General features: G+C 59.4%; 13 protein-coding genes and 1 pseudogene. 5 read left to right on the forward strand and 9 right to left on the reverse strand.

Going from position 1 to position 12,763, the window contains the following annotated elements; translation table 11 throughout:
- A partial coding sequence (locus tag RID11_RS15570; RefSeq protein ID WP_350140822.1) for a TnsB C-terminal domain-containing protein occupies window positions 1–1,068 on the reverse strand: 1,068 nt, incomplete at its 3' end.
- Between the two features lie 148 nt (window positions 1,069–1,216).
- On the opposite strand from RID11_RS15570, the gene RID11_RS15575 reads away from it, so the two are divergent.
- Window positions 1,217–2,215, forward strand: a complete 999-nt coding sequence (locus RID11_RS15575; protein WP_289091563.1) for a hypothetical protein — start codon at window positions 1,217–1,219, stop codon at window positions 2,213–2,215.
- 461 nt (window positions 2,216–2,676) lie between these two features.
- Here the strand turns inward: RID11_RS15575 and RID11_RS20845 are convergent, their stop codons facing one another.
- On the reverse strand, window positions 2,677–2,889 hold the full coding sequence (locus RID11_RS20845) for a hypothetical protein (RefSeq protein ID WP_206338418.1): 213 nt from the start codon (window positions 2,887–2,889) through the stop codon (window positions 2,677–2,679).
- Between the two features lie 104 nt (window positions 2,890–2,993).
- On the opposite strand from RID11_RS20845, the gene RID11_RS15585 reads away from it, so the two are divergent.
- Together RID11_RS15585 and RID11_RS15590 are read left to right on the forward strand one after the other, a co-directional pair.
- Entirely contained in the window at window positions 2,994–3,497 is a 504-nt protein-coding gene (locus tag RID11_RS15585) for an RNA polymerase sigma factor (protein ID WP_132998142.1), read from the forward strand.
- Complete coding sequence (locus RID11_RS15590; protein ID WP_132998141.1) at window positions 3,494–4,234, forward strand: hypothetical protein; 741 nt, start codon at window positions 3,494–3,496, stop codon at window positions 4,232–4,234. Before RID11_RS15585 ends, RID11_RS15590 begins: the two co-directional genes overlap by 4 nt.
- Window position 4,235: 1 nt before the next feature.
- Here RID11_RS15590 and sorU read toward each other — a convergent pair whose 3' ends face one another.
- The 5 genes from sorU to RID11_RS15615 form a co-directional block, all read right to left on the reverse strand.
- Window positions 4,236–4,979: a SorU family sulfite dehydrogenase c-type cytochrome subunit gene (gene sorU / locus RID11_RS15595; RefSeq protein WP_132998140.1), complete on the reverse strand. Its 744-nt coding sequence runs from the start codon at window positions 4,977–4,979 to the stop codon at window positions 4,236–4,238.
- Window positions 4,980–5,040: 61 nt separating this feature from the next.
- Window positions 5,041–6,225 carry a SorT family sulfite dehydrogenase catalytic subunit gene (gene sorT, locus RID11_RS15600; protein WP_132998139.1) on the reverse strand — a complete coding sequence of 395 codons (1,185 nt, stop codon included), beginning with the start codon at window positions 6,223–6,225 and terminating at the stop codon, window positions 5,041–5,043.
- Between the two features lie 889 nt (window positions 6,226–7,114).
- Window positions 7,115–7,930, reverse strand: coding sequence for an extracellular solute-binding protein (locus RID11_RS15605; RefSeq protein WP_350140826.1), 816 nt, complete (start codon window positions 7,928–7,930; stop codon window positions 7,115–7,117).
- Window positions 7,931–8,043: 113 nt separating this feature from the next.
- A complete protein-coding gene (locus RID11_RS15610; RefSeq protein WP_350140828.1) occupies window positions 8,044–8,808 on the reverse strand; it encodes an anti-sigma factor family protein in 765 nt (254 codons plus the stop codon).
- A complete protein-coding gene (locus tag RID11_RS15615) occupies window positions 8,805–9,305 on the reverse strand; it encodes a sigma-70 family RNA polymerase sigma factor (RefSeq protein WP_350140830.1) in 501 nt (166 codons plus the stop codon). Before RID11_RS15615 ends, RID11_RS15610 begins: the two co-directional genes overlap by 4 nt.
- A gap of 187 nt (window positions 9,306–9,492) precedes the next feature.
- Between RID11_RS15615 and RID11_RS15620 the strand changes: the two genes are divergently transcribed.
- Window positions 9,493–9,912 (forward strand): DUF7282 domain-containing protein, encoded by a 420-nt coding sequence (locus tag RID11_RS15620; RefSeq protein ID WP_350140832.1) that lies wholly within the window; start codon window positions 9,493–9,495, stop codon window positions 9,910–9,912.
- Here RID11_RS15620 and RID11_RS15625 read toward each other — a convergent pair.
- Together RID11_RS15625 and RID11_RS15630 are read right to left on the reverse strand one after the other, a co-directional pair.
- Window positions 9,887–10,126 carry a hypothetical protein gene (locus RID11_RS15625; RefSeq protein WP_350140834.1) on the reverse strand — a complete coding sequence of 80 codons (240 nt, stop codon included), beginning with the start codon at window positions 10,124–10,126 and terminating at the stop codon, window positions 9,887–9,889. The genes RID11_RS15620 and RID11_RS15625 overlap by 26 nt on opposite strands.
- Before the next feature lie 280 nt (window positions 10,127–10,406).
- Window positions 10,407–12,143: pseudogene (locus tag RID11_RS15630) on the reverse strand (Tn3 family transposase); the annotation flags it as partial.
- 91 nt (window positions 12,144–12,234) lie between these two features.
- On the opposite strand from RID11_RS15630, the gene RID11_RS15635 reads away from it, so the two are divergent.
- On the forward strand, window positions 12,235–12,486 hold the full coding sequence (locus RID11_RS15635; protein WP_240790895.1) for a hypothetical protein: 252 nt from the start codon (window positions 12,235–12,237) through the stop codon (window positions 12,484–12,486).
- The last annotated feature ends 277 nt before the right edge of the window (window positions 12,487–12,763 follow it).

Raw genomic sequence — 12,763 nt, forward strand, 5'->3', positions numbered from 1 at the left:
GGTCAGCCTGCGCGCATTCTGGCTCAGGTTGTGGTCGATGATCGCGAGCGCGATGCAGCGTTCAAGATCCGCGAAGCTGAGCCGTGCCCGCGCTTCCGAGGCATAGTCGCCCCGATCCGCGATGGAACGCCCCGTCTTGCCCGGCAAAGCCCGCAGCGCCGTGTTCACTTTCCCCAGCAGGCGTTCGACGACTCCGCCCCGATGCACGGTGCCCTTGTTCCGCATGCGTATGGCGATGCCATAGTCCGCGCATCCTCTGCTGAAGGTGCTGCTCTGGAACTCCTTGGCGGAATCGACGACGATCTGCTTCGGGCGACCATGCATTGGCCAGGCATGATCGATGCCGCGTTCTGCCAGCCAGGCAGTCTTGCAGCACATCGCGTGCGCCAGACAAAGCGCGACAGACAGTCGTGACGGCCGCTCGAGGGTCAGGCAGAAGCCGATGATCGCGCTCGTGGCCACATCTGCTGCGATGGTCAGATAGGGGCGACCAACGAAGACGCCGTGGTCATCAATCACCTCGACAAACTGGATGTCTGCCGGCGTGTGATCGATCTGGACAACGTCGAGCGCGTGGTTAGCCCGGATGTAGCCGGGTCGCGGCTTCAGCCGGTTCAGGTGTTTACTATCTGACAGGCGGCGGCGGGCAATTTCTTCCGGTGCGAACAGAATGGGGATCCGCCGGGCGACAGTGACATAGGCGGGTGGAGTGTGCCCTTCCTCTGCGCAGCGGGCGCGGATCTCTTCAACGATCGGTGCAAGGTCTGGCTGCTCAGGGCAAAGCCACATCTCCCGCAGGGTCATCGCGATGATGCTCTCGACAGCGGGGCTGACCCGTGGTTTCCTTGTCTCACTCGTTCGCGGCAGCAGGGACGATACCCTGCGCTCTTCCCGATACCGCGCCAGATAGTTGTAGACTTGGCGTGTCGAAAGCCGCAGCTCGGATGCCGCGCGCATCACGGCCTCACGCACGGGCGCCGCCCCGTCAAGAATCCGGTCCAACTCGCGCGCGATCCGCGTCGCCTTGGCCCAAGCTTCATCCGAGGCATGCGCTCCGCCGGACGTCATCGATATGAAACTTTCGAAACCGGCTGGGCAGTGCGCCAACAGGGCGGCCACTTGCTGAAATACGGAACCAAAATTGAAACCTTAAGCTGAAAAATGATGTGCGATATCGCCGTATCTTCTAGAAATCACGTAATAATCATGTGCTGAAATGGTGAAGAAAATGCGACACTGGTTTATGCCTGGGCCACTCGAAGAAGAACCGGATGATTTGCCTCCTGGGCCACGGGCGGAACCGCCCGACACTGCTGTCATCGACGACTGGGCAAAGGCAGAGGGGGTTCACGCTGCACGACTAGCAGGAGTGGCTGGACGCCTGGGAGCTCTGGATGACCGACTGCTGCGTGGCCCGGAAGGGTGGCAGTATCGGCTCGCGCTGATCGAGGCGGCGGATCTTAGCTGGTTCGCAGGAGATCGGGTGAGTGCTGATCGTCTGGCGCTCTGGGTATCGATGCGGCTCTCGGGCGCACAGGATGACCCAAATGCCCTGGCAAGAGTTGGATGGGCTATTCGGCGACTGACAGGCGGTCCAGGACCAAAAGGTGACTTGGCCGCCTTCTTGGATCGCCGCGATCCCGACAGCATTGAAGACAGCGCTGAGCGTTTCGAAGATCGCGCGGGCGGATGGTTGCACGTAATGGCAGCCGCGGCCAATCTCCACCCAATCACGCGGGCTTGCATGGGCTTTCATCTCTGGAACCTGGCGGGCCTCGGACAGCACGGCGACCAGATGGAAGCCGCCGTCACCGCGTCTAGGATCGCGGCCAGTGACGGAAGCGGCGCCATTTTCGCTCCGCTCGCTATGGGCGGGGCAGGGGGGCTGCGTGCTTCGGGCTTGCCACCTGAACGCTTGGCCCGCTGGTTGGATGGGATGAACAGCGCAATTCTAACGGCGATGCGTAATCTAGATGATACCCAGACATGGAGTGCTCGGGCGGAAAAAGTCATGTCTCAGCTTTCGGGGCGGACTCCGGCCGCTCTTCGTTCGGCGTTGACAGAGTGGCCTTTGGTGTCGGCCCCGATGGCGGAAGTCTTAACAGGCGCAAGTCGCGCGGCTGTTCAAAGGAACCTCGCTTGGATGGAAGAGAGGGGCCTGATCCGAGAAGTGACGCAACAAGGACGCTTCAGGATGTGGCGGATCAAGGACTAGACCGTTGGGATCAGATCCAGCGACAAAGACCTTCTCGGTTCATTGAGGGAGGAGCGCTTGCCGCCAACGCTTACGTTCATCGATGCCGCCAAAGGGTCGTGGTTTGAACATCGACCTAAGTGTTTTGGTCAGAATCGCTCTTTGTGATCCGACAGCGAGCTATGGCAGCCTTTCGAAAAGATCGGGTGTATCCTTGTCGCGCCGCCTGCTAAGATCCTCGCCAAGATGCAGACAAGGGTGCTTAATTCGTGTCAGGCCTTTGCAGCCCTCAAAGTGGACCCAGCCCCCTCTGGGCATGCCCACGCTTACGATCAGCGCACCGCGTATTGGACAAGTCCGCTTGAATGATGCTCCCTTCTTCCTGCTGCGATCGCCCCGAACTGCCCAACAGCCGCGAACCGAGACTGTTCGCCCCGTCGACAGTCGGCGGGTGTGCACCTTACGGTAGTACCAACGGCCCGTCATTCCATACCCCTTCTTTCCTCGACATGGCTGCCGCTTGGGGTCGAGCGCACGTAGAAGCCTTGTGGAATAGCCACCTGCACCAGCCTGACGCCGACCGACCTTTCGCCTTCGACAAGCGTACACAAGATCAACAGGCGATTCCGGCTGGCCAACGCCTTGAGCAGCGCCTCAGCCTTGTCCGCGTTTTCTTGGATCTGCTTTACTTTCATATATTCGCATATGCGACGGTATGAATTTATTTTAAGCCCTGACCGGATTTTTCCAGCGCGCCTTGTTTGCTTTGACCCTACCTGCAAACGCGGTACGGTTCGTCATGGCGCAGCTGACCTCCATTGAAATCCTATTGCCTGAACTTCGGGCCTATGCGATAGCCATTTGCCATTCCCGCGAGGAGGCTGAAGATCTTGTTCAGGATGCTGTGGAACGGGGGCTGCGATCAGGTGGGAGGCCAGACCCGATCGGGGAACTACGGCCCTGGATGTTCCGTGTCATTCGCAACCTGCATTACGATGAGCTGAGAAAAAGGCGCGTGCGTCGGGAATATTTCGCGGCCGAAAAACGTCTATCCAATGAAGCGGGTGCGTCGGACACCGCGCGGGATGTGTTGATCCGGCTGGCCTTTAAGAAACTGCCGCCCGAGACCCGCGAGGTTCTGTGCCTCGTTGATATCATGGGGTTGAAGTACGCCGAGGCGGCGAAAGTGATGGATGTGCCGAACGGAACGGTGATGAGCCGGATCAGCCGTGCCCGCAAGGCGTTGCTGGAAATCGTCGATGGGGCCGAAACGGCAAAGCAGGAAGTGACGCGGAAGACATGAATGAACTGAACGACAAGGACTGGGAACAGGTCAACGCTTACCACGATGGTGAGTTGTGCGCGGCCGACATGCGCGCGTTCGAGGGGCGGCCTGCATCCGAGCCCGCGCTTGCCGCAGCGCTTGAGGACGTGCGGAACGTGTCCGTCAGCTTGGCGGCCTTGCGACCGGACCTCGTGCATTCGGAATCTATGCCGGAAACTAGTGCCGCAAATAGTAGCTGGCACCCCCGGCGCTGGCTGGCGGGCGGTGCTGTCGCTGCGGGAATTGCCTTGGCTGTGGTATTCGGACCCGCTTTTGTCGCCACCCCGACAGCTTTTGACATTCACGCTGAACTGGCCGCTGAGATGTATGACGTCGAAACCGCCGATCTGCGGCCCGCCGCGACAGGCGGTGCGGTGGGCGTACCCGACCTGTCCGTCGCAAACCTGACGGCTGTTGCCTTCCGCACATCGGACAACGGCGAAGTCATGCATTATGCGGGTCAGAATGGATGCAGGTTGACCTATTTTCGCGGCGCGTCCGTTTTCCCAGAGAGCAGCGACACACCCGGTCAGCAGATCGCAACCTGGCTGTCCGGGGATCACCTTCGTCATATAGTCGTCGCGACAGGGATGGACCGCACGCGGTTCGATGCTATCGCCAGTTATCTGATGCTTGAAACCCGCGAACGTGTTTCCGAAAGCGTGATGGCGTCGCTTTCGGAGGCAACCCGGACGGCACGGTCCTGCGTCGGCTAGGTCAGTTGGTTTTTGCGGTGTCCGTCAAGCTGTCAAGATAGGCAATGACATCGGCCTGATCCTGCGCATCACGCAAGCCTGCGAACCCCATCTTGGTGCCACGGACTTCGCCACGCGGATTTGCAAGGAACGCGGCAAGACGGTCTGGGGTCCAATCGCCCCCGTATTCAACCAGCGCGTCGGAATAGCGAAAGTTGTCGACCGCTGCCACGGGTGCCCCGACGATACCATAAAGGTTGGGACCGACGCGATTGGACCCACCTTCGTCTACCGTATGGCAAGCCTTGCATTTCCTGAACGTCTTTTCGCCGGCAGCCGGGTCGCCCTGCGCAAGGATCTCGGCGCCGGGAGTTTCAACCTCCTCCGCATCTGCGGAATCTGTCGCTTCAGTAGCGGCATCTGATCCGGCTGCGTTCTCCGATCCGCCCGTGACCTGGGCCACGTATTTCGAAACCGTTTCGATTTCTTCCTTGGTCAGGGTTTCCGAAAAGGCTGGCATGACTCCGATTCCGCTGGTCACGGCTGCGCGCACCTGATCGACTGTCGGTTTGAATTCATCGAGGTTGGGGCCGACCTCGGCCTCCGAACCCACATCTTTCAGCGCGTGGCAAAGGGCGCAGGCAGGTTGCGCGGTTTCAGTGAAGATCTTACGGCCAGCATCCAGATCAGCCTCGGCGCTCGCAGCACCGGCCATCAAGGCAAGAAAAACTGCGCCGCCGAGTCGTGGCGTCGTTTGGGTGGTCATGTTCATGTCTCCGGTTTTTTGTTGTCAAACCGGCGGCAGAGGATGCCGCCGGTCAGTCAGCTCAGCTGACAGTCACGTCGACGGCATGGGCGCGCCAGCCGTTATTGCCATAACCCCGTTCGTTGGGCGGAAAAAACTCGGGTTGGGTAACGCCCGCTTCGTTGGTGGCACGGCTCGCCAGCATATGTGTGCCTTCGGACAGCTCCGTGATCAGCACGAATGGCCGCCATGCATAGGGGCCAAGGTCCGGGCCAAGGAACTGCGCTTCTGCCCAGTTTTGCCCCCCGTCGGTGGACACCTCGATCTTGTCCAGACCGCTGACACCGCCCATGGCGACGCCGTGGACCTGCACCTTGCCGGTCGCCGCATCCATCAGAGGGCCGGTGATCCAGGATTTGACGGCCATCTCGTACATCGACGGCTGAGAGGGATCGCCCTTTACCCCCACGGGGCGCACGCGATAGCTGGTTTGCTGGATTTTATTGGGCGATTCCTCGGCCGTCATTGCCAGACGTTTGAGATACTTGACGTTGTTCACGCCATAATACCCCGGAATGACCAGCCGCAGGGGGCCTCCATGGGCGAGGGGCAAAGGCTCACCGTTCATCTCCCACGCCAGGATAGCCTGATCCATCGCGGCCTTTGGAACCGACCGTTCGACCTGGATCGTCTCGGGTGGAAGACCTTCGGGGATCTCTTCGCCACCTGTACCGGTCAGGAACACGGCGCCCGCATTCGCACCGCCCATCGCGTCAATCACGGCGCGCACCGGCACGCCGGTCCACACCACGTTGCCCGCAGCACCAACCGACCACTGCGAGCCGCTGGTTTCATGATCGAAAAAAGCGCGCCCGTTGCCCGAGCATTGCAGCACACAAACCACGGTTTCGACCGCGAGCGTCTTCATCTCGCCCACAGTCATCTTACCCGGGTTCGCGACCCCGTCGATCTCGACCTCCCAGGCATCGCGATCTGCGACGATCTCGTCGGGTGGGGCGGGCAGGTTATTGCGTATGTAAAGCTCGGTACTGGGCGTGATCAGCTCCGAACCTTGCGCGGCGCGCTTCGTCTCAAGCGTCTGCTTGGAATGGACGATCATGTCCTCGGCGTCTTTCCATGCGACGTAATCTGGCAACGGCTCCCCGTCTGATTGCGCCATCCCCGGTGCCCCGACTGCAGCAGCCACCATCGTGCCCGCTGATCCGATCAGGAAATGCCGACGCTTTACGTTTTCTATGATTTTCATGTCTTTCCTCCCGTGGTTCGAAGCATTTGCACTCCACGGTATGCAGCTGCTTCATGTGTGACTAACGTGTTGGGGATGCATTTTATTCCCGCGGAACGAAAAAATATTCGCGAAGCCCCAAATAAGTGGATGCACGTGGCCGGGTCGGCCGGCCAAAGGACGGTGCCCGCTTGTGCGGCCGCTCTGCTTGCCGGATAACCCATTTTGGTAATTGGGGTCGCGCGGTTCCGATGCTCAGTCAGTTGGATATGGGGGGCGCACGGCCCCTGGAGGCTGCGCCAACAGATCAGAGCCATAACCGGCAGGGTTGTCGGATGGAAAAGCGTAGGAGCCGTCGCGCAATACAAGAATAACCACTGCCGAAAGTCCCTGGGAAGACCCGTATATTGTATTCAACCGAGGGGCAGGGTCAGAACGTTGCGACGGATCAAGATCGATGGATGCGGTCAGGTGCCGTGTCAGCGCAGTCGGTGCCACGTAATTGAGAAACCGCACGGCTACGCGGTTTGTCCGGAAATAGATGCCCGCCATCGCGCGACTTCCAGATAGCTGAACCACGGCAGCAGCGCCTTCGACGCTGGCACCGTCCTATTTCTATATCTGAGAAACACGCCGCTGCGACCGCTCAGACGGTCGCCGCTCCGATGGCGAAAAGCTCACGAAAATAAAACTTCCGGGTTAGGAACAGGGCGCAGACCGTGAACCGGTGTTCGGCCTTGCGGGGAGGACTGAAGTCCGTTCGGCGTCACAGGGCAATCAGGGCTGTGTCATCAAGCGTCTCATGTTCCGAAAGTCCTTTAGGCCCCGGCTAAGCAGCGGGGCCTAAAGACAAAACGTCCAATCACGTTGGTTTATTCCGCATGTTGCGAAAGTTGTCGGATCAACCGCACTATCGCTGCCAGCCTTCGGTTGCCATGAGTTCCTGCGCTTCATCCGTGATGAGGAAGTCAAGGAAGGCTTGCGCCTCCGGATCGGCATCGGGCGAAAGCACGACATTCACGTCGCGGTAGATCACACGATCCTCAGACAGTTCGACCATGTCGAGGTCGTCCTTTGTGATCGGCCAATTGGGCCAGGTGATCCAAGCGTCGGCATCACCGTTTGAGATGACCCCATAGGAGGCACCCGATCCAAGCGCATAAGCCACGATATTGCGTCGCAGGCCGGAGATGTCATCGAGGCTGCCCAAACGGCCCGCTACGTCTTCCCATGTGCCGGTGCCGGAGGTGTTGTAGACCCCTGCGCCCTCGGTCACGACAACCCGCACCCCGTCGGCCAGAAGGTCATCGAAGTCATCAATGTTCAGCGGGTTGCCGGCCTTCACTGCGATCACGGTCGGCCGCAGGTAGATCGGCTCGACTTTCGCGGGATCGAAGGCCGTGTAGGTCAGCAGGAAGGCTGTCATCGACTGCTCGGATGTGCCCCAAAGAATGTCGGCGTCGGCCTGAGCGTCTGCGGTCCATTTCGATTCCGGGCCCGCGATTACTTCGACGGAGGTTCCCGTCTGCTCTTCAAAGACGGCTGCGACCTTGCGGAATGCCGTGTGCGGACCACCCGCGCCGTAAAGCTTTACGACGCCGTCTTGCGGCGCGTGTTCGATAGATGGATCGTTGAACGCGGTATCACCGCGGCGGTCGGCTGCGGTGTCGGCGAATGCCGGGGCTGCGGCAAGGATTGTGGTGGTGAAAAGCGTTATCAGTCGCATAGTATCTCCTGTCAGGTCGTGGATTGGCCTCCACCGATTGCGGGCGGCCTTCACAAGACTGACGCGCCGACATCCAAAACCCTTCCCGAATTTATGATCACGCTTCCGTGAGATCAGGTTGGCGCGCCTGTATCCTCGAACTGAGCCTGCAGCAAATGAGCGATTTCCAGAAGGTGCGCGCGCGGCAAAGCGCCGGTCAGGGCGTAGGCGAACTCGGTGTCGCTCCAGTAGAACGCCTGCGCGGTGGCCGTTTCGGCAAATCGGAAACTCGGATCGCCTTCGCTGCCGCGTCGCAGATAGAGCGTCAGGCGCTGACCGTTGCCGTCTTCGTACATCAATTGTGCCGCGGGTTCGGTGGGCGAGGGGAGGAGCCGCCCACCGACCAGCGACAGACCCACGACACGCAGGTCGGGGATAGCAAACGGACGATCCAGCCGATTGGTCAGCCAAGTGGCCAGATGGCCCTTGTTCTCGGCCCCGACCTCGACCGGGTGCGCGACCTCGACAACGAAGGTGCGATGTGCGGCGAAGGCTTCGGCCACAAGGCCCGACATCGGCTGCGGGGCTGTGTCGGGGCGCAGGACCCAACCTGCCGTACCGCCTATCATCAGCGCCATCGCAACTGACGCAACCCATGCCAACGGCATGGGCCTGCGCCGTTCAGCAACCGGAAGAGTTGCAATCGGATGATCGGCAACCAGCCCCGCAAAGGCACGGCGCAGATCGCGGGCGATGGCCATGTCGGCTTCCACCCGAAGGGCGGCTTCTGGTGTGTCATTCAGATAGGCTTGGACTTGTTTTCTCCGAACGGGCGACAAGGCGTCGTCCACGTAGGCGACAAGATCCTCTTCACGAATATCCTTCGGCGCGCTTGTCATGTCACGCTCCTCAGTCTTGGGGCAGTCTCGGCCGTTGCCTCGCGCAAAGCGGCGCGGGCCCGGCTTACGCGGCTCAGAATCGTGCCTTCTGGTACGCCAAGCGTCTGAGCGGCCTCTCGGTAGGTGAAGCCTTCAACGCTGACCAGTATCAAAGCCGCACGCTGATCCTCGGGCAGAGACATGACGCGCGCCAAAAGCCGGTTCAACTCGACATGATTTTCCTGGGTCGGCGGTATCGCGGGCGGTGATGTCATGGTCTCAAGCGATTCCGTCTGATGTCGTTTCGCCCGCCGCCACCCATCAACATGCAGATTGCGCATCATCGTGAACAGCCAGGCCCGCAGGGGGACACCTGCGCGCCGCAGCGTCCACTTGCGCAAGGCCCGTTCCATGCAATCCTGCACGAGGTCATCGGCGGTGTGCACGTCGCGCGTCAGCGTGATCGCGTACCGCTTCATGGCGTCGGCCTCTTGGGCAAGGACGTGATGGGTCGGCATGGTGCCTCCTCTTGCATGCATACCCATGAGTGACGTGCGCAGTCGCCGATTTATTCCCGGAAATCTTTTGCAAATTGTCGATCACGGGTTCGTGAAAAAAACTTGGGAAGGGTTCCAGGCTGTCAGTCGTGAACCTTGCAAGCTCCGCCCAAAGCGGCGCTCCAACCGAATTCAAAGGAGAGTTCTTATGAACGCTACGAAGAAAATTATCGCCACAATCGCGGTCCTGACCGCCACTGCGTCCGTCGCCCTTGCTGACGCCCACGCGTCCGACGCGCTTGAAACCGCAGAGCAGGAACTGAGCCACGCTGTCGTGGTCAAGTCCGTGACCGCCGCCGCAGATGGTTGGGTCGTGATCCACGCTATCGAGGACGGCAAGCCGGTCGTTCCGGCCTCGATCGGCCATACCTATGTCAAGGTCGGCATGACCGAGAATGTCTACGTTCCGCTGACCGGTGACTATGACGGAGACAATGTCATCGCGATGCTGCACGTCGATGATGGCGAACTCGGCGCCTACGAATTCGGACCCGGAAGCGTTGCGAACGACAAGCCGGTGGTTGTCGATGGCGGCCCGTTGGTCAGCCCGATTTCCATCGACGACTGATCCCTTTGGCCGGACACTCCTCGGATCGCCCGGCCAGATCGTTTTCGGCAAATACAATATGTCGAACCAGGAACCGGACTTCGAGAAATCGAAAAAATGGCATTGGATCCCGTTGGCGGGCATAGCGGCGGCCGTCGCCTTCGCGCTGTTTGCCGCGCTCTATGAGGATGCTTCGGACGAGCCACTGAATGACGCGGCGAATGATGTCGAACATCTGAACTAATTACACCTCCTCCAATCTAGGCAAACTCAATTCTGTGAGTAAGCAGAGCTTTTCGACAGTCAAATAGATGAGGACGAAACCATACACTTCGCATCAGCCCAGGCAAAATCCAATGACTGCTTCCAGGATATGCGCAGATGTCGAACGGCATGTTTGCCGCAGTTGCATAGCGATGCTGCGTCAGCAATAGCCGCAACTGCATAAGTTTGGTTTGTCCGCACTGTGTGAGTCCATGCGCCTCGTAGCCAAGGTCCGCTGTCCTGCGTATCATTTTTTTTGGCCATTTGTATTCTCCTGTCAGCAGAATGTGCGCCCACCCGAGTGGCGATGTATGCGCAAGGAGGTCAGGCTGAATAGGCAGGCCCGCGTCTTGGCGCTGCACCACCGCCTCACCGAGCCGGGCGGTGTTCCAGTATATGACGATGGCCGCCAGCAGATTGAGCGCCGCCATACGATAGTGCTGTCCTTCGGTCGTGCGGTCTTGTATTTCGCCCTGCCTGCCGATGCGCAGAGCATTCTTCAGCGCGTGATGCGCCTCACCTTTGTTCAATTCGATCTGCACTCGCCGCTGCATATCCGCGTTGAGTACCCAATCCAGCATGAACAATGTGCGTTCGACACGGCCGACTTCCCTCAAAGCAACGGCGAGATCGTTCTGGCGTGGATACGAAGCCAGCTTGCGGAGGATTTGGCTTGGCGCGACCGTCCCCGCCGTCATTGTGGCTACAATCCTGAGAATGTCAGGCCAGTTTGACGCGATCAGGCCTTCGCGGATTTTGCCGCCAATCATTCCTTTAAGGTTCTGTGGCGTTCCTCCGGCATCGAACACATAAAGCCGCTTTGATGGCAGATCCCGGATGCGCGGAATGAACCGATGGCCCAGGATCGACGTGACCGCAAAGAGGTGATCAGTGAAGCCGCCTGTGTCTGCATATTGTTCCTTGATCCGTTTGCCGACATCATTGTTCAGCAACCCATCAAGGATGTAAGTTGCCTCGCTGACCGTGGCCGGAATGGTCTGAGATGCAAACGGCGCAAACTGGTCCGAAACATGCGTGTAGGCTTTCAGCCCCGGCTCATTTCCGTCTTTGGCATTGATCAGATTCATCGCCTCGCCTTGTCGGGTGGTTGGAAAGAACTGATCGTCGCTGGATGCGGTTATCCCCATGCCCCAGAACTGCGCCATAGGTAGTTTGGCCTGAGCGTCCACGATATTCGCAAGCGCCCGTCCGTACGCTTCACTTTCGATGTGCCACCGCGAAATACGCATCAATTCCCAAAACCCATGCGAATTACTCGCCTTAGCCATCTTGCTCAATCCAAGATTCAAGCCTTCCGAAAGCAGCACATTCAGCAAGCCAATCCGATCCTTCGGCGGTGCCCCTGTCCGTAGATGTGTGAACGCATCGGTGAACCCAGTTGCATCATCGACCAGCAACATGATGTCGGTGATGCGCGTATCCGGGACACGCTTATACAGATCAAAGAGCAGATCAGCCGCGCCGTTCGGGTTTTGTGTAGGCAATCGGCTGAGCTGCAGGACACCGTCTTCGATGGCCCCGCCGGGGATCGTTCCGCGTTTCGCCGCCTTTGAGAGTTTTTCCAGACCGATTTCCATCTGGGCATGGCGGTCTGCCAACCATTGCTCGGGATCAAGCGGCACAGCAAGCCGCGCATTTGCCGCTGCCGTTGTTGCGGGAACCAGAACCTGCTTGAGATCACCGTAGCGCTTGGATTGTGCCAGCCAGATATCGCCGGATCGGAAGGCGTCCCGCAAATGGAACAGAACCGCCACCTCCCACAAGCGTTGATCACTCGGTTGCTGCATCTTCAGGTGCTGGTGCCACTTCGAGGTGCGTCGCAGAAAATCTGTTGGCACAGAATGCCTTGCGCCATTTTTGATCAAATCGATGGCAGCCAAGAGCGGCGTAGCCACATGCGCCCCGTCGATCTTAAGAAGATGGAGCATTCTCGGGACATAGCGCCGGAATCGGTTATGACCCTGCACCGGTGCGGCACACGCGCAGGAGGTCGAGGTCTGGCGCGACGAAACCACCTTTACGCTTGCACCCGGCGACAGTGCCGAGTGGAAGCTGGTCATGGAAGAGGGCCAGACGGAAGAATACCGAATGCTGGTCGATGGCGGGCGTGTGAACTTCGACATGCACGGCCATGGCGAGGGCAATTCGGTGACCTATGAAAAGGGCCCCGGTTCGACGGGCGACGAGGGCGAGATCATCGCGACATTTGACGACGAACACGGATGGTTTTGGCGGAATCGGGACAGCCAGCCCGCAACCGTGACTGTCCAGGTGCGCGGTGAATACACCGAATTCAAAGACGCAAGTTGACACAAGGGCAGCCACCAGCATGAAAGGATGCGGGTGGTTGCCTGGCTCCGAAAAAGACCTTGGATGAGTCCGCAGTCTCGCCTCAGATTTTCCCCCGAAACCAACCTCGGGCATCCGTTGGCCAATCAGTCAGTACCCGCGTGGCAATGTCACGCCTATGTTACAGGATACTTCTTGACCTCCCCCTACTGGAAGCTTGCATAAGAACTGCATGATCCGCTTTTTCCGCCTCATTTTGATTCTTGCATTGAGCTTCGGTGCCGTGGTTGCGCCGGAT

The sequence above is a fragment of the Roseovarius sp. genome (genome assembly GCF_040219995.1).
GTDB lineage: Bacteria > Pseudomonadota > Alphaproteobacteria > Rhodobacterales > Rhodobacteraceae > Roseovarius.

Excerpts from the sequence above, each read along its gene's own strand:
- RID11_RS15575 (WP_289091563.1), top strand. The coding sequence starts at position 1,217 with ATGGTGAAGAAAATGCGACACTGGTTTATGCCTGGGCCACTCGAAGAA.
- RID11_RS20845 (WP_206338418.1), bottom strand. The coding sequence starts at position 2,889 with ATGAAAGTAAAGCAGATCCAAGAAAACGCGGACAAGGCTGAGGCGCTG.
- RID11_RS15585 (WP_132998142.1), top strand. The coding sequence starts at position 2,994 with ATGGCGCAGCTGACCTCCATTGAAATCCTATTGCCTGAACTTCGGGCC.
- RID11_RS15590 (WP_132998141.1), top strand. The coding sequence starts at position 3,494 with ATGAATGAACTGAACGACAAGGACTGGGAACAGGTCAACGCTTACCAC.
- sorU (WP_132998140.1), bottom strand. The coding sequence starts at position 4,979 with ATGACCACCCAAACGACGCCACGACTCGGCGGCGCAGTTTTTCTTGCC.
- sorT (WP_132998139.1), bottom strand. The coding sequence starts at position 6,225 with ATGAAAATCATAGAAAACGTAAAGCGTCGGCATTTCCTGATCGGATCA.
- RID11_RS15605 (WP_350140826.1), bottom strand. The coding sequence starts at position 7,930 with ATGCGACTGATAACGCTTTTCACCACCACAATCCTTGCCGCAGCCCCG.
- RID11_RS15610 (WP_350140828.1), bottom strand. The coding sequence starts at position 8,808 with ATGACAAGCGCGCCGAAGGATATTCGTGAAGAGGATCTTGTCGCCTAC.
- RID11_RS15615 (WP_350140830.1), bottom strand. The coding sequence starts at position 9,305 with ATGCCGACCCATCACGTCCTTGCCCAAGAGGCCGACGCCATGAAGCGG.
- RID11_RS15620 (WP_350140832.1), top strand. The coding sequence starts at position 9,493 with ATGAACGCTACGAAGAAAATTATCGCCACAATCGCGGTCCTGACCGCC.
- RID11_RS15625 (WP_350140834.1), bottom strand. The coding sequence starts at position 10,126 with ATGTTCGACATCATTCGCCGCGTCATTCAGTGGCTCGTCCGAAGCATC.
- RID11_RS15635 (WP_240790895.1), top strand. The coding sequence starts at position 12,235 with ATGGAAGAGGGCCAGACGGAAGAATACCGAATGCTGGTCGATGGCGGG.